The sequence below is a fragment of the Sphingobium sp. C100 genome, assembly GCF_000508185.1.
Lineage (GTDB): Bacteria > Pseudomonadota > Alphaproteobacteria > Sphingomonadales > Sphingomonadaceae > Sphingobium.
This window is the reverse complement of sequence record NZ_AYOY01000187.1, coordinates 14,295-36,779: the sequence shown is the minus strand read 5'-3', so window position 1 is coordinate 36,779 and position 22,485 is coordinate 14,295. Positions and strand designations below refer to the sequence as shown.

At 60.4% G+C, this 22,485-nt stretch carries 19 protein-coding genes and 1 tRNA gene; 7 read left to right on the top strand and 13 right to left on the bottom strand.

Annotation, left to right across the window (positions count from 1 at the left end):
• Positions 1–30: 30 nt before the first annotated feature.
• The 3 genes from C100_RS43670 to C100_RS48695 are packed head-to-tail and all read right to left on the bottom strand — an operon-like array spanning position 31 to position 4,058.
• Positions 31–2,121, bottom strand: coding sequence for a beta-galactosidase (locus C100_RS43670; protein ID WP_024021468.1), 2,091 nt, complete (start codon positions 2,119–2,121; stop codon positions 31–33).
• A gap of 42 nt (positions 2,122–2,163) precedes the next feature.
• A complete protein-coding gene (locus C100_RS43665) occupies positions 2,164–3,711 on the bottom strand; it encodes an alpha-L-fucosidase (RefSeq protein ID WP_024021467.1) in 1,548 nt (515 codons plus the stop codon).
• 56 nt (positions 3,712–3,767) lie between these two features.
• Positions 3,768–4,058, bottom strand: a complete 291-nt coding sequence (locus C100_RS48695) for a hypothetical protein (RefSeq protein ID WP_161633935.1) — start codon at positions 4,056–4,058, stop codon at positions 3,768–3,770.
• Here C100_RS48695 and C100_RS43660 point away from each other — a divergent pair.
• Genes C100_RS43660 through C100_RS43650 form a run of 4 tightly spaced genes read left to right on the top strand, consistent with a single transcriptional unit; the run spans position 4,050 to position 9,110 of the window.
• Positions 4,050–5,681, top strand: a complete 1,632-nt coding sequence (locus C100_RS43660) for a DUF5597 domain-containing protein (RefSeq protein ID WP_031310151.1) — start codon at positions 4,050–4,052, stop codon at positions 5,679–5,681. The genes C100_RS48695 and C100_RS43660 overlap by 9 nt on opposite strands.
• A 17-nt stretch (positions 5,682–5,698) precedes the next feature.
• Positions 5,699–8,569: a TIM-barrel domain-containing protein gene (locus C100_RS43655; protein WP_024021464.1), complete on the top strand. Its 2,871-nt coding sequence runs from the start codon at positions 5,699–5,701 to the stop codon at positions 8,567–8,569.
• Complete coding sequence (locus C100_RS48690; protein WP_024021463.1) at positions 8,566–8,742, top strand: hypothetical protein; 177 nt, start codon at positions 8,566–8,568, stop codon at positions 8,740–8,742. The genes C100_RS43655 and C100_RS48690 overlap by 4 nt, the downstream gene beginning before the upstream one ends.
• 8 nt (positions 8,743–8,750) lie before the next feature.
• A complete protein-coding gene (locus tag C100_RS43650; RefSeq protein ID WP_037531150.1) occupies positions 8,751–9,110 on the top strand; it encodes an L-rhamnose mutarotase in 360 nt (119 codons plus the stop codon).
• Between the two features lie 106 nt (positions 9,111–9,216).
• On the opposite strand, the gene C100_RS43645 is transcribed toward C100_RS43650, so the two are convergent.
• From C100_RS43645 to C100_RS48685, 3 genes are read right to left on the bottom strand one after another with little or no spacing between them, the layout of a single operon-like run.
• Entirely contained in the window at positions 9,217–10,719 is a 1,503-nt protein-coding gene (locus C100_RS43645; RefSeq protein WP_024021461.1) for a UxaA family hydrolase, read from the bottom strand.
• Positions 10,719–11,834: a D-mannonate oxidoreductase gene (locus C100_RS43640; RefSeq protein WP_024021460.1), complete on the bottom strand. Its 1,116-nt coding sequence runs from the start codon at positions 11,832–11,834 to the stop codon at positions 10,719–10,721. Before C100_RS43640 ends, C100_RS43645 begins: the two co-directional genes overlap by 1 nt.
• Positions 11,831–12,088: a hypothetical protein gene (locus C100_RS48685; protein ID WP_031310150.1), complete on the bottom strand. Its 258-nt coding sequence runs from the start codon at positions 12,086–12,088 to the stop codon at positions 11,831–11,833. The genes C100_RS43640 and C100_RS48685 overlap by 4 nt, the downstream gene beginning before the upstream one ends.
• 71 nt (positions 12,089–12,159) lie before the next feature.
• Here C100_RS48685 and C100_RS43635 point away from each other — a divergent pair, with 71 nt between their 5' ends.
• From C100_RS43635 to C100_RS43625, 3 genes are all read left to right on the top strand, one after another.
• Positions 12,160–13,170 carry a zinc-binding alcohol dehydrogenase family protein gene (locus C100_RS43635; RefSeq protein WP_031310148.1) on the top strand — a complete coding sequence of 337 codons (1,011 nt, stop codon included), beginning with the start codon at positions 12,160–12,162 and terminating at the stop codon, positions 13,168–13,170.
• Between the two features lie 325 nt (positions 13,171–13,495).
• Complete coding sequence (locus C100_RS43630; protein WP_235219132.1) at positions 13,496–16,237, top strand: TonB-dependent receptor; 2,742 nt, start codon at positions 13,496–13,498, stop codon at positions 16,235–16,237.
• 188 nt (positions 16,238–16,425) lie between these two features.
• Positions 16,426–17,667, top strand: a complete 1,242-nt coding sequence (locus C100_RS43625) for an FAD-dependent oxidoreductase (RefSeq protein WP_024021457.1) — start codon at positions 16,426–16,428, stop codon at positions 17,665–17,667.
• 27 nt (positions 17,668–17,694) lie between these two features.
• On the opposite strand, the gene C100_RS43620 is transcribed toward C100_RS43625, so the two are convergent.
• The 7 genes from C100_RS43620 to C100_RS43595 form a co-directional block, all read right to left on the bottom strand.
• Positions 17,695–18,165, bottom strand: coding sequence for a nuclear transport factor 2 family protein (locus tag C100_RS43620; protein ID WP_024021456.1), 471 nt, complete (start codon positions 18,163–18,165; stop codon positions 17,695–17,697).
• Positions 18,165–18,794, bottom strand: a complete 630-nt coding sequence (locus C100_RS43615) for a pyridoxamine 5'-phosphate oxidase family protein (RefSeq protein WP_024021455.1) — start codon at positions 18,792–18,794, stop codon at positions 18,165–18,167. Before C100_RS43615 ends, C100_RS43620 begins: the two co-directional genes overlap by 1 nt.
• 58 nt (positions 18,795–18,852) lie before the next feature.
• On the bottom strand, positions 18,853–19,827 hold the full coding sequence (locus C100_RS43610) for an alpha/beta fold hydrolase (RefSeq protein ID WP_031310146.1): 975 nt from the start codon (positions 19,825–19,827) through the stop codon (positions 18,853–18,855).
• Between the two features lie 145 nt (positions 19,828–19,972).
• Positions 19,973–20,851, bottom strand: a complete 879-nt coding sequence (locus C100_RS43605) for a LysR family transcriptional regulator (protein ID WP_200866588.1) — start codon at positions 20,849–20,851, stop codon at positions 19,973–19,975.
• Between the two features lie 336 nt (positions 20,852–21,187).
• Positions 21,188–21,263 (bottom strand) — tRNA-Phe (locus tag C100_RS43600).
• Positions 21,264–21,311: 48 nt separating this feature from the next.
• Positions 21,312–21,506, bottom strand: a complete 195-nt coding sequence (locus C100_RS48035; protein ID WP_024021452.1) for a DNA gyrase inhibitor YacG — start codon at positions 21,504–21,506, stop codon at positions 21,312–21,314.
• Positions 21,496–22,485, bottom strand: a complete 990-nt coding sequence (locus tag C100_RS43595; protein WP_024021451.1) for a hypothetical protein — start codon at positions 22,483–22,485, stop codon at positions 21,496–21,498. Before C100_RS43595 ends, C100_RS48035 begins: the two co-directional genes overlap by 11 nt.

Sequence of the window (22,485 nt, the reverse complement as noted above, 5' to 3'; positions counted from 1 at the left end):
GGAAGCGCCGACTGTCAATTTTCCAATTCGTTATTGCAACAGTTCGACGCCATAGCCGGACAGCTCGATACTGCCGGTGTAGCTTTTCCGGGTGAGGAAACCGCGCCTGGTTCCGGCGAAACGCACTGTCACAGGCGCTTCGGTGGTGTTGACGTAAAGCGTACGCCCATCGACTTCACGCGCAGTGACACCTTCCGGCGTTACCGGACCGCGCTGGATCCCAAGCTGCTCATAGAGCGACCGGATCAGCGGCCCCATCAAAGCTGACTGCGGCGCTGTGGCGATGTAGATTGCCTGGCCCTTTCCGAACCTGTTCGTCGTGATGGCCGGGCTCTTCCTGGGCGTGTTGTCGAACGTCGCGAGCGTCTTGGCAGTGCTGGGTTCAAGCACCTCGTAATAATCGTCCGTTCCCGTCAGCTTCTGGCCGCCGAAATCCACGACCAGAGGCGTCCCTGATCGATAAAACTCGTTCGTCCGCAGGCCGAACACATCGGTCAAATCGCCCGGCAAGGGCGTTTCGTACCATTTGCCCGTCACATCGACCTTGTCGGAATAGCCCGTCATGATGACGGTTCCGCCCTTTGACACATAGTTGCGAATGGCGGCGCGCATCGGCTTGTCCATCAGATAGGCGCTGGACAGGATCACAAGCTTATATTTGTCGATCGCATCATGGCCGACATCGATCACCGCTGCATCGACATTGTCCTGATAGAGGGGCTTGAAGCCCTCTTTCACCTGATCGGTATAGTTGCCTTTGAAATATTCCTGCATCGTGTTGGGGCCTGGCGGCGGGCTGGTCAGCCACATCGTATCGAACGAGAAATGCACGGCCACCTCAGGCTCGCGGTAGCGCGGGAAGCCCATGGACTTGAGCGTTTTGAACTCACTCGCGATGCGGCCGAATTCGTCCACCTTCCAGGATGCGCGTCCATCATGATCGACCAGGCCGAACAAGGCCTGCTCTTCACCGCCGATGTGGGAATTGAATGTCCAGGCGAGGAAAGTCTGCGAATAGTTCAACAGTCCGAAATAGGCCCACATGCGCGAGCGCCCCGGCGTACCATAATAGCCCCCGCCGCCCGCCGTGAATTCGTTGAACCAGACCGGCGTGTCATGCCCTGCCCGGTTCATCATCACTTCGAAAGAAGCGCCCATGGGATCGCCCGGATAGAAGCCCTGCGCGCCATAGGTGGAGATGCCTTCCCATGATCGCAAATAGTCGAAACCCTTGGTCCAGGCCGTCGGCCAGAAATTGGAGGCGACCGGCAGGTTGGGTGCATATCGCTTCCGCACGGACTCCAGATCTCTGAGCGCCCCGACAGTGTCGTCGGACCAGTAGCGATGCAAATCCAGATAGCGTTCGTTCGGCCCCGGTCCCTTATTATAGGGCAGATCGACCTGATCCCAATTGTTGATCCGGCGCGACCAGCGTTGCGTAGCCCAGGCCTTGTTCAACGCCTCGATCGATCCGTAACGCTGCTTCAGCCATTCAACGAAGCGGAGGCGGTCGGCTTCGGAATAGGACATATGCCCGTTGCCGATTTCATTGTCATAGCCCAGCGCGATAACGGCGGGGTTATGGGCGTAGCGCTGCATCATCTTTTCTGCCAGGCGCTTGGCCAGGCGGCGATAGTCGGGATCGCTGATATTGTCCCAATAGCGGCTCGCAGCGTTGAGCTTCGCGCCATCCTGATTGACCAGATTCACGCCCGGATAGGTCTTGTGCATCCAGATCGGTGCAGGCTGGCCGGGGATGTCGACGACCACTTTGATCCCTGCCGCGTGCATCTGCGCTATGACATCGTCGAACCATTCGAACGTGAAGCGCCCCTCTTCGGGTTCAAAGGAATCCCACGACAGATCGCCCATACGAACCATGTTGAAGCCGGCGGCTTTCATGATCGCTATGTCCTGCCTGATCTGCTCGGGCGACCGATCGACCGGCTGATAGCAGGCGCCAACAAAGATATCGCCCTTGCCCGGCCAGTCGGGATGACCGGCGGCACTTTGCGCCATGGCTTGGGTCGGCGCGACAATAGCGGGAAGGCCAGCCGCAAGACCGATAGCGAGGGCGAACCGGGCGAGGCGGCCCGAGCGGAGCGAGTAAAGTGACATCATTTTCCAGTCCGTTGACGGGATTGAAGAGGATCGCGAACGTGATCAGGCAAAGTGGATTTCAAGAACGGAGGCATGCCGCGTCGGCAATTGCGACGGCAGGTCGACCATCAGCGCCTGATCCCCTTGTCGGAATATCAGGTCGCCGCGGTGTCCCAGCAGACGCACGCGACGCACGGCGCGCGGCTCGTTCGGGTTGCCGCTGGCCAGCGATACGATGGCGATCTGACCCGACGGTTCCCCCAACGTAATGGCAAAAAGCGCGTCGCCCTTCGTCGTGAAGCGGATGTCCTTCGCGGTATAGTCGCTCTTTTCCTGAAACATGCCGGCCGCCGTTTCGGTCGGACCTTCACCGAATATCGTCCACGGGCGCGTCCCGTGGATAGCGGGCGCATTGATCTTCATCCATGCGGCAAGGTCTGCAAGCAGCGTTTCGGATTGAGGTGGCAGGCTGCCGTCGGGATATTGCACGACGTTGAGCAGCATATTGCCGTTCTTGCTGACGATATCAGCCATCATGGTCAATATTTGCGACGCGGTCTTATACTCGAAATTGTCGCTGTAGAACCAGTCGCCGTTCGAAGTGTCCGTCTGCCAAGGCCTGGCATTGATCCCCTTGAGAACGCCACGCTCCACATCCTGCACGAATGCGGGGTGATATTCGCCCGATCCTGAATCCTTGCAGGTGTAGACAGCGTCAGCCTTGCCCGATCGAGCGATGCAGCGATTATAAAGATGCGCGACGAGCGATCGTCCCACATCACCAAAGGGCAAGCCCCCGTCCGAATAGAGAAGGTCGACGTCGTAATGATCGACCAGATCGCGGATACGATCGAACCACAGACGGTGAAACGCGGCCTTCTTCGTGTACCAGCTCTCGCCGGAATTACGGAAAGGCTCATCCCGATTATCATGATATAGATCGGCGAATTCCGGATCTGCGCCGTCATAGGCCAGGCCCAGCTTGGGCCAGAACTGATCGTAGAGATGATTGGGATACCACCAGGTATAGCTGGCGCCGAGATGTTCGGACACGCCGAACTTCAAGCCGTGCGCGCGGGCCGCTTTTTGCCAATCCCCTACGATGTCGCGCTTTGGCCCCATGGCTGCGGCATTCCAGCGATGGCTGGAGGATTTCCAAAGGTCGAAATTGTCGTGATGGACACCCATCGACACGAAATATTTCGCACCGGCGGCGACATATTTGCTCATCAACAGGTCGGGATCGAACTTTTCCGCCTTCCACAGCGGAATGACGTCCTTGTATCCGAATTCTGACGGATGGCCGTAGGCCTTTACATGATGGTCATAATGGGGATGGCCGGGAACATACATGAAGCGCGCATACCAATCCCCCTGGCGCGGCACGGATTGCGGCCCCCAATGCGACCAGATGCCGAACTTTGCATCGCGGAACCAGTCGGGCGTCCGATAGGCTTGGAGCGACGAAATGCTGGCGTCGTAGCGCCCCGTGGGAATAGACACGCCGGGGCTCTGCCGCCCATCGGAACCGTCCTGCGCCCGCGCGGCCACGCTCAGCCCCAAGGCTGCCGCCGAGACGCCCAAAATATCCCTTTTGCTGTAGCCGCCCATTCTCTCTCGCGTCCCTTCGCCATATCCGTGTTATCGTTGTAGGACAGTCCATTTCGTCAGTCCCATTCCAGGCCGAGTGTCCGAGCCCGAAACAGATTGAATGGCATATTTGCAAATATGTTTTCATATTGCAAGGCGACTTCCGGTTTCATCGCCGGGGGAGCGGCATCAATCCGGGCCGCGGCCGGCTGTTGTTTTTGCTGGTGCAAAATTCTTTTCTTAAAGAAAAATTCGAGTATGACAGGGCCTGTCCGTTGATCGCAGGCAAGCGTTTCAGCTTGTCCTCGTCGCCCGACAGGGCGCGCGCGCAAAAACCTGATAGCCACTAAGGGAGAGGCATGAAGCATTACCGATATCTTTTGGCGACGATGGGCCTGCTGCTATCCGCCCCGATTCACGCCCAAGAGAGCGATGCGGCAAAGCCCCTGCCCAAGATCGAAAGCCGTAATGGGCGCCACGCCCTGATGGTGGACGGCGCGCCGTTCCTGATGCTTGGCGCGCAGGCCAACAATGCCGTCAATTATCCGGATTTTCTTCATACGATCTGGCCAGTGCTTGACCAGATGCATGCGAATACCCTCGAGATTCCGGTCGCCTGGCAACAGGTCGAACCGGTCGAGGGCGCATTCGACTTCTCCTATCTCCAGACGCTGCTCGATCAAGCGCGCGCGCATGAAAAGCGATTGGTGCTGCTCTGGTTCGGCACCTGGAAGAACACCGGTTACGCCTATACCCCCGATTGGGTGAAGCTGGACAGCAAGCGTTTCCCGCGACTGAAGACCAGGACCGGCGAGGATCATGGCGTGCTGAGCGCTCATGGCGAACAGACGCTGGCCGCAGACAGACGGGCATTTGTCAAGATGATGGAATATTTGCGCGACCATGACGCGCAAAACACCGTTATCATGGTGCAAGTGGAAAATGAGACCGGCAGCTATCGCGTGCCGCGCGACTATGGCGCCGAAGGCAATCGCCTCTTCGCGCAGCCCATACCGCCGGCCCTCGCCAAGGCGACGGGCAAGCGTGGAACCTGGTCGCAAGCCTTCGGAGCGCAAGCCGACCGCGCCTTCAACACCTGGTACACCGCCATTTATGTCGAGGCGATCGCCAAAGCGGGCAAGGCGATCAAGCCGCTGCCCATGTATGTGAACGCATCGCTGGCGGGGCCGTCCAATGTTCCCGATCCGACCGGCGTGGCCAGCGGCGGTCCGCAGCAGGACGTGTTGGACATCTGGAAGGCTGGCGCGCCCTCGCTCGAACTGCAAGCGCCCGACATCTATGATGGCAAGAGCGCCAACGTCATCCAATATCTCGACAAATATGCGCGCGCCGACAATCCGCTGATGGTGCCTGAAATCGGCAATGCGAGGCTGTTCGCCCGCTATTTTTATCCGGCGATCGGCCGCGGCGCGATCGGCTTTGCTCCGTTCGGCATGGATCGCAGCGGCTATTATAATTATCCGCTGGGCGCCAAGGCTTTGGATGACAAGGTCATCGGCGCCTTTGCCCTACCCTATGAAATGCTGGACTCCATCATGCGGGATTGGGCGCGCCTCGCCTATACGCATCCGACGTGGGGCGGCGCCAAGCCCGATGACGGGTCCAGCATTTCGACCATCATGGGCAATTGGAAGATCAGCGGCGAATGGGGCCAATGGCAGTTCGGGATGAAGGAGTGGACGATGTTCAATCCCGAACCGACGCCAACCGCTGACGAGCCGGTCGGCGGATTTGCCGTCATCCAGCTTTCGCCCGATGAGTTCCTGCTGGTGGGCGATCATGTCCGCGTGAACTTTGAACCTGCGCCCGGTTCGCCGCCCAACGGCATCATGTTGCGCGCTGAAGAGGGACGGTTCGAAAATGGCCGTTGGGTCATGAGCCGCCTGTGGAACGGCGATCAGACCGATTACGGCCTGAATCTTACCGACCTGCCCCAGGTGCTGAAAATCACCATGAGCCATTACCGCTGAACCAAGGGGACGCCATCATGAAATCTCTGCCTTTGCTGGTATCGACCGGCGCTCTTCTCCTTTCGATGCCGGCATTGGCGCAGGACGGTCCGTTTACAAAGATCGAGGGCGGCGTGGCGGTGATGCCGCACAGTGGCCCGTCTTCGCGGGTCGAAGTGACGGTCCATGGCGATCATATCTTCCATGTTGTCGCCATGCCGCGTGACGGAGCGCACTCTACGATTGCACAGAGCCTCATGGCCCCGACACCGCCGAAGGCGGACGGCTACACCGTCACCCGGCAGGACGGTCATGTGATGGTCAAGGCCGCCAAGGCGACGGCCGACATCGACCTTGACACGGGGCAAGTGCGTTTTCTCGACCTGACGGGCAAGCCGTTGCTGAGCGAATCAGGCCCCACCGCCTTTTCCCCGACAACAGCGGGCGGCCAGAAATTCGTCACCGTCTCGCAGCAGTTCAATCGCGGCACGGATGAAGGGATTTATGGCCTTGGCCAGCATCAGAACGCCCAGATGGACTATAATGGCGAAGATGTGGAACTTGCCCAGCATAACATGGACATCGCCGTCCCGTTTCTGGTGTCGACGCGCGGCTATGGGCTATTGTGGGACAATAATAGCATCACGCGCTTCGGCAATCCCGCGCCCTATGCGCCGGTGGGCGACGGGTTGAAGGTGACGAGCGGCGGCCAGCCGGGTTGGCAGGCCGATTATTATCTCGATGGCAAGCGCGTCGTCACGCGCCGCGAAAAGATCATCGATTATCAATATATCCGCGATCAGAAAAACTGGCCGGATGCTGCCAAGGCGAAGACCGAAGCCGCGACCGGCGGTCAGAATACGGCGGGCAACGCAACCCAGAAACAGACGGTCATCTGGACTGGCGACGTCCAGCCCACCGCCACGGGTATGCACAAGTTCCAGCTATATGGATCGAGCTATTTTAAAGTCTATGTCGACGACAAGCTGGTCCTGGACCGCTGGCGGCAAAACTGGAATCCCTGGTATGCAAACTTCGAAGTGCCGCTGACGGCGGGGAAGCCTGCAAAAATGCGGATCGAATGGGAGCCCAATGCCGGCTATATGGCGCTCTTTCACAATGACCCGCTACCCGACGCCGATCGTCACTCCATCTGGTTCTCCAGCGATGTGGGCCAGGCCAAAAACTATTGGTTCATCGCCGGCGGGACCATTGACGGGTCGATCGCGGGCTATCGCCAACTTACGGGCAAGGCGCAGATGCTGCCCAAATGGGCCTATGGCTTCTGGCAATCGCGCCAGCGCTACGAAACCGCCAAGGAACTCACCGACGTGGTGGCGAAATATCGCCAGCTTGACATACCGCTCGACAATATCGTGCTCGACTGGCGTTATTGGCGCGACCCGGAATGGGGCAGCCATGCATTTGACCCATCACGCTTCCCCGACCCCAAGGCCATGGTCGATGCGGCCCATGCCGCCAACACCAATTTCATGATCTCGGTCTGGCCGAAATTCTACCCCACGACCGAGAATTACAAGGAACTGGCCAAGGCTGGCGCAGTGTACCAGGGTAATTTGAGGCAGGGGAACAAGGATTGGGTGGGGCCTGGTTATGCCAACAGCTTTTACGACCCCTATTCTTCCGAAGGTCGCACGATATTCTGGAAGCAGATCGAAAAGCAGCTGGCGAGCATCGGCATCGATGCGTGGTGGGCCGACGCCAGCGAACCCGATATGCATTCCAACCTTTCAATCGACGAACGCATCGACACGATGGGGCCGACCGCGATCGGTCCTGCTGCGCAATATTTCAACAGCTATCCGTTGATGAATGCTCGCGCCTTTTACGAAGGATGGACGCAGTACAAGCCTGACGTTCGTCCCTTCCTGTTGACCCGCTCGGGCTTTGGCGGGCTGCAACGCTATGGGTCGGCCGTCTGGTCGGGCGATGTCGCATCGCGCTGGTTCGACCTGAAGGCCCAGATTTCGGCGGGCGTCAACGCATCCATGTCGGGCCTGCCCAACTGGACGCATGACATTGGCGGTTTTGCGCTGGAGGATCGCTATGCCAGCAAGACGCCCTCAGCGGCGGATCTGGACGAATGGCGCGAACTGAACCTTCGCTGGTTCCAATTCGGCGCCTTCAGCCCCCTGTTCCGCAGCCATGGCGAATATCCCTATCGTGAAATTTACGAGATCAGCCCGGAAGGGTCGCCGATGCGGGCGTCGATGCTGTGGTATGACCGCCTGCGCTATCGCCTGATGCCCTATATCTACACACTCGCCGCCGATACCTATATGCGCGACGGCAGCATCATTCGGACCCTCGCCGCCGATTTCCCGCAAGACAGGGCCGCGCGCGACCTGCCAGACGAATATCTGTTCGGCGACGCTTTCCTGGTCGCGCCGATCACCGAATATCGGGCACGCTCGCGCAAAGTCTATTTGCCCGGCACCGGCAACTGGTACGATTTTTCCACGGGCAAAACCTATCGTGGCGGCACGACCGCAGATGTCGCCGCGCCCTTGGACCGTATGCCGCTGTTCGTGCGCGCAGGCGCGATCGTGCCGATGGGACCGGTCATGCAATATGTCGACCAGACGCCCGACGCCCCCTTGACCATCGTCATCTATACCGGCGCCGACGGCCAGTTCTCACTCTATGAGGATGACGGGCGAAGCGAGCAATATAAGCAGGGGCGGTACAGCCGCATTCCCATCCGCTACGATGACAAAAGCGGCCGCATATCATTTGGCGCCAGGGAAGGCCAAGCTTGGCACGACATGCCAGCCACCCGCAAGATTCGCGTCAAATGGGTCAGCGCCGGCAAGCCGGTGACGGATGACATGAGCTATGACGCCGAGATCAGCTATGACGGCGCCGCAAGGACCGTCGAGCGCCCATGACCATGCTGTCCCGAGCCGGAATACGTCTGAAACCACTGCTGGTCGCAGCCGCCGCGCGCCCCCTGCCCATGCAGGCACAGGCAGCAGGCACGACTGACGGAATGCGATACCGGACACTGCCTTTCAGCATCGATGATGTTGTCCCCGTCACCCTTGAACCGATGGCAAAATGAGCAACGCGATGCCCGCCCCCACAACGCGGCACGTTCTGCTGCTCGACATTCACCCCGACGACGCGAACGTCAGCGCCTATCGCGACTGGCATCGCGCCGGCGGACCGCCAGAGGCCATCACGCGATCGATCCGCCAGAGCGGCATTGTTTCGCTCGAAATCTGGCATATGTTCGATCGGCTGGCGATGGTCATGGAAACGGCTCCCGGATTTTCCTTCGAGGCAAAGGCGGCGGCGGATGCGGCGGATCCTGACGTCCAGGCATGGGAAGCGCTGATGGACCAATTCCAGCGCCGCCTGCCTTCCGCTCCCACCGACACCAAATGGGTGCGGGCGCAACGCATTTATTCGCTGGACGATCAACCCTGATCTGCCGAAGCCGCGCAGACCATCGGGTGCGGCAAACGCCGATGTAAGCCATGAAGCGACTGAACAGCGCAGTCGTGGATCTGCGCCGACACCTTCGATGGGACATCTACATCCAGGCGCCCAGTTGCCATGGCACGAATTCAAAATCGCCCACCCCAAGTAGCTCCGACTTCGTCGGCTTGCCCGACGCCGTTGCGATCAGGGCGCGAAAAATCGTCGCACCTGCTTCCTGCACGGACATGCCATCCAGAACGGGTGAGGCGTCGATATCCATGTCATCCGCCATGGCCCGCGCGAGCGCGGCGTTGGACGCGATCTTCAGGCAAGGCGCAGGCTGCGATCCGAACACCGATCCGCGCCCTGTCGTGAAAGCCAGGAGATTGGCCCCCGACGCGATCTGGCCCGTTGCCGAACAGGGATCATAGCCAGGAGAATCCATGAAACTCAGACCGCGCACGCGCCGCTGTTCTCCGTAGAGAAGAACGTCCGCCAGCGGCGCAGTGCCCGCCTTCGCTATCGCGCCCAGAGATTTTTCAAAGATCGTCGTCAGCCCACCGGCCTTGTTGCCCGGCGAGGGATTATTGTCGAGGCTGGCGCCGTTACGGGCAGCATAAGCTTCCCACCAGTCGATCCGCGCCTTAAGCGCCTGAATGACCTCAAGGCTGGTCGCCCGTGCCATCAACAGATGTTCCGCACCGTAAATCTCTGGCGTTTCGGACAGATAGGCCGATCCGCCTGCCGCAATGAGCATATCCGTCGCTGCCCCCAGCGCGGGATTGGCCGTCACCCCGGACCAGCCATCCGACCCGCCGCATTGCAGACCCAGCACCAGATCGGTCAGAGGCCGGGGGGAACGGCGATCGCCTGACGCCTCCTCGATCAGGTCCCGGACGATCGCGCTGCCTTGCTCAATGGCCTGCGCGGTGCCTCCCGCATCCTGAATCGTCAGCGTGCGTAAGCGTGGTCCGGTCCGCAGACCATGTCGCTCCAGCAACCCGTCGATCTGCGCGACCTCGCACCCCAGGCCGAGCATCAATACGCCTCCGAAATTGGGATGGCGGGCATAGCCGGCGAGTGTCCGTTCCAGCGTTTCGAAGCCATCTCCCGATTTCGCCATGCCGCATCCGCTGTTGTGGGTGAAGGGAACCACCGCGTCGATCGTCGGCGGAAGATCCTGTTCGAATCGCCGGGCGATCCGGCGCACGGCCGTAGCCGCGCAATTCACGCTGGCGATGATGCCGATCGCATTGCGCGTTCCCACTTGGCCGTCCGCGCGCGCATAGCCATCGAAGGTAACGCCGTCAGAAAGGGAAGATGCCGGCCGGGAAGCGCCGGGCCGGCTGATCGCATCGACATGCGATCGATGCTCTCCCACGGCCAGATTGTGCGAATGAACATGCTCTCCAGCCCGGATGGCGCGAGACGTCACTCCGATCATTTGTCCATATTTATGCACTATCGACCCGGTAGTTATGTCATGGAGCGCCATCTTGTGCCCCGCCGGTATCGCGTCGCGGGCAACCAAACCCAGAACCACACTGCCTTGTTCGGCCGGATCGATCAGAATAGCGACATCGTCATGCGACGTTATGCGCAGCGCACGAACCATTATTTCTGTCCTTCGTAGGGGCCCAGAGCCGCTCTCAGGCGCGGCAGAGGAACATTGCGGCCACTATCGTCCACCCAACGCACGAACCCGCCCATTCTTTTCCGCATCTTGGCAGGGTGCGCGCTGTGGATATCGGTCATTCGATGATGAAGATAGGGATTGGCGAAACGCTGAAGTATCTCGGCGATATAGGCTTTCGCGGCCCATTCCATCCCGCGCGCAGCGAAGCCCGGAAGAACCTCTCCCTCATAAAGTTCCTCCAGCCCTTTCCGGGATCCATCGTCCTGCATCAACGCCAGCACCGTCACTTGGAAATCAGCGCCAGCCGATTGCCATTGTTCGGCAAGCCAGGTGTGACCAAGGTTCAATATATGCAGCTTCAGCCGCTCAAATGGCGCAAGGTCGGGTGTCAGGACGACTGAGGGATGGGTGAAAGGAAGGCGCAGTTCCGGCTGCTCCTCTATCGCCCATAGCGCGTAGGGTTCCGCGACTGCCCCCGCCGGCTCCAGCGGCTCGCTCACAATGCGATCGACCAGCGTGTTGACCCATTTGCAGTCCGTCGCCAGCCACTGCCGGAAAAGCGCGTCAAGCGCCCATGCTTCTGCCAGCGCACTGACGTGCCGCTGAAGCGTCCGGCCATTGGAAGCCACCAGTTCGCATGGCATCAGCGTGATGCCGGGCTGTCCTGCACGCCACCGAAGATGCAGAAGGCTCAGCAGAATGGCGCAAAAGCTGCGCGGCGCGCCCTCCGAGGGTCGAACATGATCCTCCTGTGGAATCTCAAAGCCCGCGTCACCGCTGTTCGACACGATGTGGGTCGCATGATGGACGAAGGCCGAGCAGAGCGCGGCCCAGTCGCGGGACGCGGAAAGGCCGCATTTGACGCTTTTGACCTGGGTGGATTCATCGATAATCCGGCCATCTTTCAGGCCGCGAATATGCACTGGGAAACCCGACGGGTTGTTGAATGCGTGAAGACGTTCGCCTCGGCCGGGATCATTGCTGACCTGTACGATCGCAATGGCAGGCACCTTCTGTCCTGCTTTCGATGCTTCCCACGCGAACAGATCGACATGGGCCTGAAGGAAGCGACTTGTTCCGAACTGAAATATCATCCAATCATCGCCTTCCCTACATGGGCTTGAGCGACATCGCCGACGAAGATCGCAGCGTCCTTTTCCAAGCAACGACGCAAAACGAAATTCTCCAGCCGTCCTCCTACGCCAATGATCCCGAAGGCCCCGAAGGTCGCGCCGAGTGGACATCGCGTTTCTGCTTCAGACTGCCATGTGGCCGATCCGGATTGGGTCCGGCCATGGGGGACGGCATCATATTGCCAGGGATGATTATGAGGGGCATCATTTCGCATATGTGCTCATTTACTTGCATATATGATATACAACGTCTAGTTTTATGCGATATCAGCATGAGGAACCGGTGATGAAGGCTGTTGTGTGTCGTGAGCCAGGCAAGATCGACATTGAGGATCGGCCCTCTCCAACGGCCCAGCCGGGGAAAGCACTCATCCGGATCCGCCGCGTGGGACTGTGCGGCACTGACTTTCACATCTACAGCGGCCGTCATCCATTCCTCTCCTATCCGCGTGTGATGGGCCATGAATTGTCAGGCGAAATCGAAGCGATTGCCGCAGGTTCGTCGTTGCGGCCCGGCCAGTTGGTAGCAATCAATCCCTACCTCGCATGCGGCGTCTGCATCGCCTGTCGCAAGGGCAAACCCAATGCCTGCGTCAACGTCAGCGTCCTGGGCGTCCATGCCGATGGTGGCATGGCGGAAATGCTTTCCGTTCCAGAGAGCGCCCTTATTGACGCGACCGGCCTGACGCCGGACGAGGCCGCCATGCTCGAATTTCTGGCCATCGGCGCGCACGCGGTCGCGCGTTCAACGGTCGGCGCAGGCGATCGGGTGCTGATCGTCGGCGCAGGTCCGATCGGCGTTGCCGCCGGATTGTTCGCGCGGCTGAACGGCGCAGACATCACAATGATTGACACCCGGCAGGCCCGCCTTGACTATGCGCGCGACCATCTCGGCTTCGACCATGTCGCCCTTGCCGACACGACCCTGGCCGAGGCCCTGCTCGACAGAAGCGACGGCGAAATGTTCGATATCGTGTTCGACGCGACGGGATCGCTGAGCGCGATGGCGCAGAGTCTCCATTATGTCGCGCATGGCGGGACGCTGGTCTTTGTCGGCGTCGCGCCTGGGGATCTGATTCTGCCAGACCCGGAACTGCACAAGCGTGAAACGACGGTGATGGCCAGTCGCAACGCCCTCTCATCGGATTTTGAGCGGGTGAAGCAGGCGATGCTTGATGGGAAGATACCCGTGTCTGCCCTGCACACGCACAGTTTCGACGCGCAGAACATGGCGACCCGGCTGCCACAACTGATCGACGATGCGGATCATGTGCTGAAAGCCATCGCGATATTCTGAGCGACGCCCTGCTCACCGCGGGTCGCCCAACATCTCCGGTCGGCGCATCTGTCCCTGGCAATGTCTCTTGCCAGGTTAGCGACAGGAGCGCGCGCGAGGCCACGACTCCCCGCTCGCCATTGTTTACCGCGTTCGGCTTTGCAGCCTGTCAATTGCCGTGATTCGCATTTTTACAAATAATTTTTCATATAGAGAAATGCTTTGAAAAGGCTGGGAGTGGCTGGCTTTGCGGCAAAGGCCCAGAAAAACTGGATTTTTACATTGCACTTGTGAGATTTGAATTCTATCCGTGAGAATATATCAGAATTCATGCGGGAGAGATGTGTTGACGCAGGATAGTTTCGGGCTCTACCGGAATCGGATGCGCCTCGCGCTGACCCCCTTGCCGCTATGCCTTGCGTGGGCCGCTCCTGCGGTCGCGCAAAGCGACGCAGCCACGACTTCGGTTCAGGATGATGCGCAGACCACCGACATCATCGTCACCGGTGTTCGCGCAAGCCTTCAGTCAGCGCAGGCGCGCAAGCGCAACTCCGACGAGATTGTGGATTCGATCGTTGCAGAAGACATCGGCAAATTGCCTGATCGCAATGTTGCCGAGGCGCTGCAACGCGTGGCAGGCATTCAGATCCAGCGTAGCTATGGCGAAGGCAGTTCGGTTGCGATCCGTGGGCTTACACAGGTTCGCACAGAGCTCAACGGCCGCGACATCTTCACCGCCAGCGACACGGATCAGCTGAATCTTGAGGATGTGCCGGCCGAACTGCTGGCGGGCGTCGACGTATACAAGAATCCATCGGCGGACCAGATTGAGGGGCAATTGAGCGGCGTCATTAATTTCCGCACGCGTAAGCCCTTTGATTTCAGCGGTTTCAAAGCTGCCGCATCCATCACCAACAATTATTATGATCTCGTCCGTAAAAGCGGCCCTTCGGGGTCGGTGCTTCTGAGCGACAGATGGGATACGGGCATCGGCGAAATCGGCCTGCTGATCGACGTCGCCTACCAGAAGGCCTATTTCCGCGACGACCAGATTTCGACCGAACCCTTCTATACGCTCAATCAGGACCGTGACGCAGACGGCAATTTCATCAATCCCGACGACGCTGCCGTTGCGGCGGCGCTGGGGCGGTCGGGGATCGCCACGACGATCCCGCATGGAGGTGGCCTCAACAAGAACAGCGGCAATCGCCGACGCTTCGGGCTGGATGTCGCGCTTCAGTGGAAGCCTTCCGACACGCTGACTGTGACGGGAGAAGTCTTCCGCAACAATTACAAGTTCAACATCCGCGGCAACGCCTTCTTTGCGACGACGGGTGATGCACCCATCACGCCCGCGCCCGGAGCAGACTTCGAATTTTCCGACAACGGCGATTTCCTGAGCGGCACATGGCAGGACGTACCGCTCGGCTCCTATGCCAGTCTCACCACCCGACGGTCGACCACCACGGACTATTCACTCAATGCGCGCTGGACGCCTACGTCCAATCTGGAAATCACGGCCGATGGCCAATATATCCGGTCGAACACCCGCACCGCCAATCAGATCGTCATCACCAACGGTCCGAGCACGACCTTCTACCAGGACGTATCCGGCGCCGTGCCGTCCTTCGGCACCGTTCCGGCAACCGACACCAGCGACCCGTCGCTGTTCACGCATAATGGCTATCTCGACAATTTCAGCCGCTCTCGCGGCACCGAAAAGAGCGGCAGGCTGGATATCAAATATAGTTTCGACGACAGCATCCTACAGTCGCTGCGCGCAGGATTTCGCTATGCCGATCGTCAGGCCGGCACGCGTACCACCGGGTATCGCTATACCAGCGTCAACGGTCGCGGTGATTATGTACCCTATTCACTATCTGACATTTTCCGCGGCAAGGCGGACGTATTCGACAGCGTGATCACCTTCCCGCTCGATACGATCGGCAACTATGATGAGACGCTGGCCGCGTTCGGCATTGACGGCCCGCCCGAATATCTGCCGAGCGGGTCGAACGCGCAGAGCCAGCAGACCTATGCGGGCTACATCGCCGCCTTCTTTGACGCGCGGCCCCTGTCGGTTCCGGTCGATGGCAATATCGGCGTTCGTATCGTGAAGACCAGCCTCGATGTATCGGGCTTCTATCAGCAGGTGCCTCAGATCATCGCGCCGGACGGTTCGAGCATGACCGGTCCGCCGGAATTCAATCAGATCACATTCAGCGATTCCTACACCAAAGTCCTGCCCAGCCTCAATTTTCGGGTGCACCTTCGCGACAATCTGCAATTGCGGCTGGCGGCGTCGGCCAACCTGGCACGGCCCAGCTTCGGTCAACTGAACCCCAGCCTGACCCTCACAGAACCCGGCCCCGCGCAACAGAACGAGATCCACACGGCATCGGGAGGCAATCCGTTCCTGAAGCCGATGACATCGCGGAACTTCGACGCATCGCTGGAATGGTATTTCGATCGTACCGGCTATATTGCGGTCGCCGGTTTCTACAAGCGGATCAAGGGCTTCATTCAGACAGCGATCAGCCCGCGTGACATTACTTTCCCCAGTGGCGACACTTACACTTATCAGGTGACGTCCTACACCAACGCCGACACGGCCACGGTCAAGGGCGCGGAATTGTCCTACCAACAGTTTTTCGACTTCCTGCCGGGACCGCTCAACGGCCTCGGCATGCAAGCCAACTTCACCTATGTGGACTCCGAGGCGCCCAGTCCGGCCATTTCCGGTCCGGCGATCCAGGTGCCGCTCGAACAGCTGTCGAAATATAGCTATAACATCGTCGGCATCTACGAAAAGGGCGGCTTTTCGCTCCGGACCGCCTACAATTGGCGCAGCAAGTTCGTGGAGACGACATCGGGAGTAGGGACGGGCAACCTGCCTATCTTCGTGCGGCCATTCGGTCAGCTCGACGCCTCGATGACCTATGCAGTCACGCCGCAATTCACGCTGGGCATGGATGCGCGCAATATCACCAATGCGCGCAAGGACTCCTATTTCGGCCTGAGCACGCGGCCGAGAACCGCCACCATTTCCGACCGCCGCCTCAGCGTTACGGCGCGGCTCACCTATTGATCGACATGACAGGCTGATCTTCCTCCGGGCCGAAGCGATGCTTCGGCCCTTTTCTGCGGGACGGGCAGGTTTGGCGATATGAGCCGAGGCACGACGAAACGGCGTCGCTGGATGCAAGATCTTCAAATTGAAGCTCTATCCCCATCCTTGATCCTATTGGAAGCCATGTGATCCTGGTTTAGACCGGCATGATGCGGGGGTTGGACATTGCGATCGCGGGCTGTGGACCCTGCGGACTTACAGCAGCGCTGTTACTCCATCGCGCGGGGCACAAAGTCACCCTGTTCGAACGCTTCAACAGCGCGCGGCCGGTTGGTTCGGGCTTGATGATCCAGCCCACGGGCATGGCGGTCCTTGCCAGGCTCGGCCTGCTGGATGCGGTGCTGGCCCAGGGGTCGCGGGTCGACCGGCTGTTCGGCAAGGCGGGCGAACGCGTCGTCCTGGACGTCCGCTATACGGCTCTGCGCCGCCCGGACCTGTTCGGGATCGGCATTCATCGCGCCAGCCTGTTCATGATATTGCATGAAGCGGTGCGGCAATCCGGCATCGCCATCCATACCGATCGGACATTGACTGGAAGCAGCCTGGTCGGAACGAAACGCGCGCTGCATTTCACTGATGGTGATACAAGCGGCCCCCATGATCTTGTCGTGGATGCGTTGGGCACCCGAACACCGCTGGCGCCACCATCGGGCCGGGAACTGGCCTATGGCGCACTGTGGGCCAGTCTCGATTGGCCCCAGGAAGGAGGCTTTAATCCCCACATGCTCGAACAGCGCTATAATCGCGCGAATATCATGGCGGGCGTCCTGCCCATCGGCACACCACCGGATGCGCAATCGCCAAAGGCCGCCTTCTTCTGGTCTCTTCGGGCCGATCGATTGGAGGATTGGCGACAGGGCGGACTGGCGCCATGGAAAAATCAGGTCGCGGCGCTATGGCCGGATTGCGCGCCGCTGCTCGATCAACTTCACGATGTCGCGCAATTGACCTTCGCCCGTTACGCCCATCGAACGCTTCGCGCACCTGCGGAACCGGCGCTGGTCCATATCGGCGACGCCTGGCATTCAGCCAGTCCGCAACTCGGGCAAGGCGCGAACATGGCCCTGCTCGACGCATGGGCGCTCGCCAAGGGGCTGGCGGGGGCTTGCAACATCGACGAGGGCATTGCGCAGGGCGTCAAGCTGCGCCGTCGCCATGTGCTGATCTATCAGTGGCTCACGGCTCTGTTCACGCCCGTATACCAATCGGACAGCCGGTTGTTGCCATTGATCCGCGACCGGTTGGTGGGGCCGTTGTCCAGATTCTGGCCGGTCACAACCATTCAGGCCGCGATGGTCAGCGGCCTGATTGCCGATCCACTCCGACCGCTCGGGCTGCACGAGGAGCCCTCGTCGTACGAAATCCTCTCTGGTCCGGTTCGAACCTAGAGGGAATATTCCCATCGGCAAAAACAGCTAGAGACCCAGATCGCTCAGGCTCGCATGGTCCTCCGGGCGGCGGCCGAGCGGCCAGTGAAAGCGGCGGTCCTGCTCGCGCATCGGCGCGTCATTGATGCAGGCAAAGCGCCTGCGCATCAGCCCGCTCTCGTCGAACTCCCAATTCTCGTTGCCGTAAGAGCGGAACCAGTTGCCGCTGTCGTCATGCCATTCATAGGCGAAGCGCACCCCAATGCGGTTTCCGGCGAACGCCCATAATTCCTTGATCAGCCGATAATCCAGTTCGCGCTGCCATTTGCGGGTCAGGAACTCGACGATGGCGGTGCGGCCGGTCACAAATTCGGCCCGGTTGCGCCATTGGCTGTCAGGCGTATAGGCCAGCGCGACCCTGGCGGCATCGCGGCTGTTCCAGCCATCTTCGGCCAGTCGGACCTTCTCGATTGCGCTGTCTATCGTGAAGGGCGGCAGGGGTGGTCTCGGGCTGTCCATCATGCGTCTCCTTTTCCATCCAGACGGCCTCGCAGCGCCGCATTTTCCGCTTCCAGCTGCGCAAGCCGCTCATGCAGCGGTTGCACCGCCTGCTCGATCTCGCGCTCGGTAAAGCGCGGGGTGATATGTTGGGGGCAGTTCCAATCGAACGCCGCCAGCCGCAGCCGGAATATCCGCTCGGGCCGCGCCTTGTAGCCGCCGTCGATGACAAGATCGGTCAGCGCCGGATCGGCATCAAGCGCCAGCTTTTCGACATGGGTGTAGATTTTGAGCCGGGCGCGCCGGGGATAATCCACCAGGATCAGGCTCGCGCGATCGTCCGCCGCGAAATTGCCAGTGCTGATATATTGGCGGTTGCCGCGATAGTCGGCAAAGGCCAGGGTCTGGTCGTCGATCATCTTGAGGAAGCCGGCCGGTCCGCCGCGATGCTGAACATAGGGCCAGCCGCTTTGAGACACCGATGCGATGTAAAAGCTGTCGCGCGCCGCAATGAACGCGGTTTCATGGGGGGTGAACCGGTCGAATTCCCTATGCCCCTTGAACTGCTCCCACTGCTCAGCGGCACCCATTTCGGCCTGCGCCGCGCGGACACTGGGGGTGATGGCGATGTCGAGAAAGCCGTAGGGCATGGATCGTCTCCGGGTCGGCAGGGATACCGGGGCGGCGGGCGCCGCCCTGGCCAACAGCTCAGCGGGCCGCCACCTCGCGGTCGAGGAAATCGCGGATCAGCGGCGCCATCACATCAAGCTTGTCCTCCAGCGCGAAATGCCCGGTGTCGAGGATGTGCATCTCCGCATCGGGCAGATCCTTCATGTAAGGATGCGCGCCGGATTCGGGGAATATCGTGTCATTCTTGCCCCACAGGATCAGCGTCGGCGGCTTGCGGTCGCGGAAGAATTGCTGGAATCGGGGATAGAGCGGCACGTTGGTGCGATAGTCGTAGAACAAGTCGAGCTGGATGTCCTTGTTCCCCGGCCGGTCGAGCAGCGCCTGATCCTGCACCCAATTGTCCGGGCTGATGCGCGACACGTCCTTGACACCATCGGTATATTGGAACTTCGTCGCCTTGAGTGTCACCACCCACGCCTGCGCGGCGCGATCTTCGGCCGAACCGCTTTTCCAATAGGCCTTGACCGGATCCCAGAAGGCGCCCAGCCCCTCCTCATAGGCATTGCCGTTCTGAACGATCAGCCCACTGACCCGCTCGGGATGCTTGAGCGCCAGCCGATAGCCGACAGGGGCGCCGTAATCCATGACATACATGGCGTAGCGCTTTGCGCCGAGCTGGCCCATCAGCGTATCGACCATGTCAGCATAATGGGCAAAGCTGTAGGTGAATGTCTCATGACCGGGCGCATCGCTCTGGCCAAAGCCCGGATAGTCGGGTGCAATCACATGATAGCGGTCGGCCAGTTGCGGGATGAGGTTGCGGAACATGTGCGACGATGTCGGAAAACCGTGGAGCAGCAACACAACCGGGCCGTCGGCCGGGCCGGCCTCGCGATAGAATATCTTCACGCCCTCAACCGTGGCGGTGCGATAGTGAACGGTGGCAGGCGCCGGGCGGGCCATGGTCGTATCGGGGACCGGGGCAGCGATCGCATTCATCGACACCGTCATGCTGGCGGTCGCCAGCAGCAGCGAAATGACCAGTCGGTTCATCTTGTCCTCCATCTTGCCCGCAGTGCCGAGCAGCGGCATCAGCCTGTGCAAGCAGAGATAATCGTTGCGGAGATCGGTGATAATTTCCTCATTACCGAACTCATAATTCTTGAAAATGGAATGATGCCGATATGCGGCGAGGCCATCACTGGAATGGCGGATATGCTCTTAGACGTTCCACCGCCAAATCTACGAAATTCCGCACCTTAGCGGCGGTACGGCGGCCCTCGGCGTGAACGACATGAATGGGCAGGGGTTTTTCTGCATATTGATCGAGCACTGCAAGCAGGCGCCCGTCAGCTAAGGGCTCGCCGACCTGATAGGACAGAATGCGGGTCAGTCCCCATCCCTGCTCGGCCGCAGCGATAGCCGCCTCATTGGTATTGCAGAGCAACCGGGGATGGACCGTGATGCTGGTCTTGCCGTCCGTTCCGAAATGCCAGTCCGGCGATACCCAGGCGCCCGTCGGCAATATTATCCGATGATGCGCCAGATCGGCCGGGGTGCGCGGGATGCCGTGCTTTTCGAAATAGGCTGGCGCGCCGCAGATAACCCGCCTGACCTGCCCCACCCTGATGGCGCTGAGACCTGAATCAGGCAGGTGGCCAATCCTGATCGCAACATCGACCCCTTCCTCGATGATATTGACGATGCGATCGACGAACAGGCTGCGTCCCGTCACAGCCGGAAAGCGATCAAGATATTCGAGCAGGATAGGCAGCACATATATCTGCCCGAACATCACCGATCCCGTGACCAGTAGGGTGCCCGTCGGATTGCCGTGCGACCCCGCCGCCGCCGCTTCCGCATCCGCCATGTCAGCCAGAATGCGGCGACAATCTTCGAAATAGCCGCTGCCCGCTTCAGTCATCTTTACCGAACGCGTCGTCCTGGTAAGGAGCCGCACACCAATCTGGTCTTCCAGCGCCGCGATCACACGGGTGACCACTGGCGGGCTCAGGTGCAATTGCCGCGCAGCCTGAGCGAAGCTGCCCGTCTCCGCCACTCGGACGAAAATCTTCATGGCTTGCCAACGGTCCACTGCCATTCCCCGGTTGCGTTATCGTTGCAGGATTTGTGCGTAGTCCCGCCGGCGGGTCAATGCTCGAGCCGCATGGATTTCCTCTGGCATCAGCGGAGGACGTCCGTTTCGCCCCTGCCCGCCCTTCTTCACTCCCGATAAGGGGGAGCCTTGCCGTTAGCCTGAAGGCATCCAAGGAGTCGAATTTAGACTCTATATCGTTGCCCGCTGAGGCCTTGAGGGGCCTGGAGGCAGGAACAGCGATTATTTTCAGCGCCATCGGCCAGTCGATTCTGAACCGGTTGTGGCACAAGGTATCGGGAACAACGAATGAGGAAATGGTGCCCGGGGACGGATTCGAACCGCCGACACTGCGATTTTCAGTCGCATGCTCTACCAACTGAGCTACCCGGGCACGGGCCTTCGGCGGAGGCCCCGCCGGATGGAGGCGTGCCTATAAGCGTCAATCCGACTGACTGTCCAGCCCTTCGTTGCGGTTTTTTTGCATGATTTCGTCCGCCGGCGAACCAGCGACGCGATAGCCCTCGCCCAGCCATTGCAGCAGATCCCGGTCGCGGCAGGCAGGGCCGCAAAAGGGGCGGGTCTCGGCTTGCGAAGACGCACCGCAGATCGGGCAATGGGAGGCTCTAGGCGACATGTCCGCCCGATATGGTGAGCGCCGGGTCCGCGTGCAAGCTTATCGCGCCGCCCCGGCGACGGCAAAGCTGCTCGGTCCAGTCCTGGCGCAGATGCAGCAAGTCGATGATGGCGGGCGCAGCGGTCAGCGCGGCCGCGCCGCCCGTCCCATGCCGCTCCGCCCGTCGCAGCAGCGCCAGCGTCGCGGTCAGAACCGCATCCTCGCGCAGCAACTCCATCAAATTGGCGCGCTCGCGACGACGAATGATCTGCAGAAAACCAAAACCGTTGACAGCCGTCCGCTCGAAAGGGAGCGGCAGATATTTGTCGATCTGCGCCGCGGCGATCATCCGCTCATCCTTGTTGTTCATCGTCGGCAGGTCGATGCCGATCGAACCGCTCAGGCCCATGCGGCGGACCGCCTGCGCCGCAAGCTTCGCGCCCTTGGGGCCAAGCTGCGCGGGCGGCAGCGATCCGTCCACATCGATCAGCAGCATCGCCGGTGTCAGATAGAGCCGCAGCGCGGCGGCCTCGGTCCCGACCTCCCCGCTTATCGCCTCTTCCATCAACTCGCTCCAGCCATGCGCCTCCAGCCGGTCTTCCTCATGCGCGGGGCATGGCGTGACGGGCACCCCGGTCGCCCGGATGCGCTGCAACAGGCTGGGACCTTGATGCGCTTTCACGCCCGGTTGCGCCACGCGGCCCTTCGCGCGCTTGGGGCGACCTTCCTCTGGAATGGCTTCGCGCATGATCTCCACCAGGACATTGGCGCCCTCGGCCAGCCGGGGCGGGATCGGCTCCAGCAACAGCTCTTCGCCGGAGGTCAGGCGCACAATGCCCCGCTTTCTCGGAATGATGGTGGCGATCAGGCGCCCCTGTGCCACCGCGCCTGCCCGCGCCGCCTCGCCCTCGCGCTCCACCAGCGCTTCGACCAGGCGGCCATGTTCGATCAACGCGGCGCGCGCCTCGCCAATACCTTCTTCATAGAGCCATTCGGCCAT

Coding starts and splice junctions, on each gene's coding strand:
- C100_RS43620 (WP_024021456.1), bottom strand. CDS start 18,165: ATGGACAGCCCGAGACCACCCCTGCCGCCCTTCACGATAGACAGCGCA.
- C100_RS43665 (WP_024021467.1), bottom strand. CDS start 3,711: ATGGGCGGCTACAGCAAAAGGGATATTTTGGGCGTCTCGGCGGCAGCC.
- C100_RS43670 (WP_024021468.1), bottom strand. CDS start 2,121: ATGATGTCACTTTACTCGCTCCGCTCGGGCCGCCTCGCCCGGTTCGCC.
- C100_RS48695 (WP_161633935.1), bottom strand. CDS start 4,058: ATGCTTCATGCCTCTCCCTTAGTGGCTATCAGGTTTTTGCGCGCGCGC.
- C100_RS43645 (WP_024021461.1), bottom strand. CDS start 10,719: ATGGTTCGTGCGCTGCGCATAACGTCGCATGACGATGTCGCTATTCTG.
- C100_RS43640 (WP_024021460.1), bottom strand. CDS start 11,834: ATGATATTTCAGTTCGGAACAAGTCGCTTCCTTCAGGCCCATGTCGAT.
- C100_RS48685 (WP_031310150.1), bottom strand. CDS start 12,088: ATGCGAAATGATGCCCCTCATAATCATCCCTGGCAATATGATGCCGTC.
- C100_RS43595 (WP_024021451.1), bottom strand. CDS start 22,485: ATGGCCGAATGGCTCTATGAAGAAGGTATTGGCGAGGCGCGCGCCGCG.
- C100_RS43635 (WP_031310148.1), top strand. CDS start 12,160: ATGAAGGCTGTTGTGTGTCGTGAGCCAGGCAAGATCGACATTGAGGAT.
- C100_RS48035 (WP_024021452.1), bottom strand. CDS start 21,506: ATGTCGCCTAGAGCCTCCCATTGCCCGATCTGCGGTGCGTCTTCGCAA.
- C100_RS43615 (WP_024021455.1), bottom strand. CDS start 18,794: ATGCCCTACGGCTTTCTCGACATCGCCATCACCCCCAGTGTCCGCGCG.
- C100_RS43625 (WP_024021457.1), top strand. CDS start 16,426: ATGATGCGGGGGTTGGACATTGCGATCGCGGGCTGTGGACCCTGCGGA.
- C100_RS43610 (WP_031310146.1), bottom strand. CDS start 19,827: ATGAACCGACTGGTCATTTCGCTGCTGCTGGCGACCGCCAGCATGACG.
- C100_RS48690 (WP_024021463.1), top strand. CDS start 8,566: ATGACCATGCTGTCCCGAGCCGGAATACGTCTGAAACCACTGCTGGTC.
- C100_RS43650 (WP_037531150.1), top strand. CDS start 8,751: ATGCCCGCCCCCACAACGCGGCACGTTCTGCTGCTCGACATTCACCCC.
- C100_RS43660 (WP_031310151.1), top strand. CDS start 4,050: ATGAAGCATTACCGATATCTTTTGGCGACGATGGGCCTGCTGCTATCC.
- C100_RS43605 (WP_200866588.1), bottom strand. CDS start 20,851: ATGAAGATTTTCGTCCGAGTGGCGGAGACGGGCAGCTTCGCTCAGGCT.
- C100_RS43655 (WP_024021464.1), top strand. CDS start 5,699: ATGAAATCTCTGCCTTTGCTGGTATCGACCGGCGCTCTTCTCCTTTCG.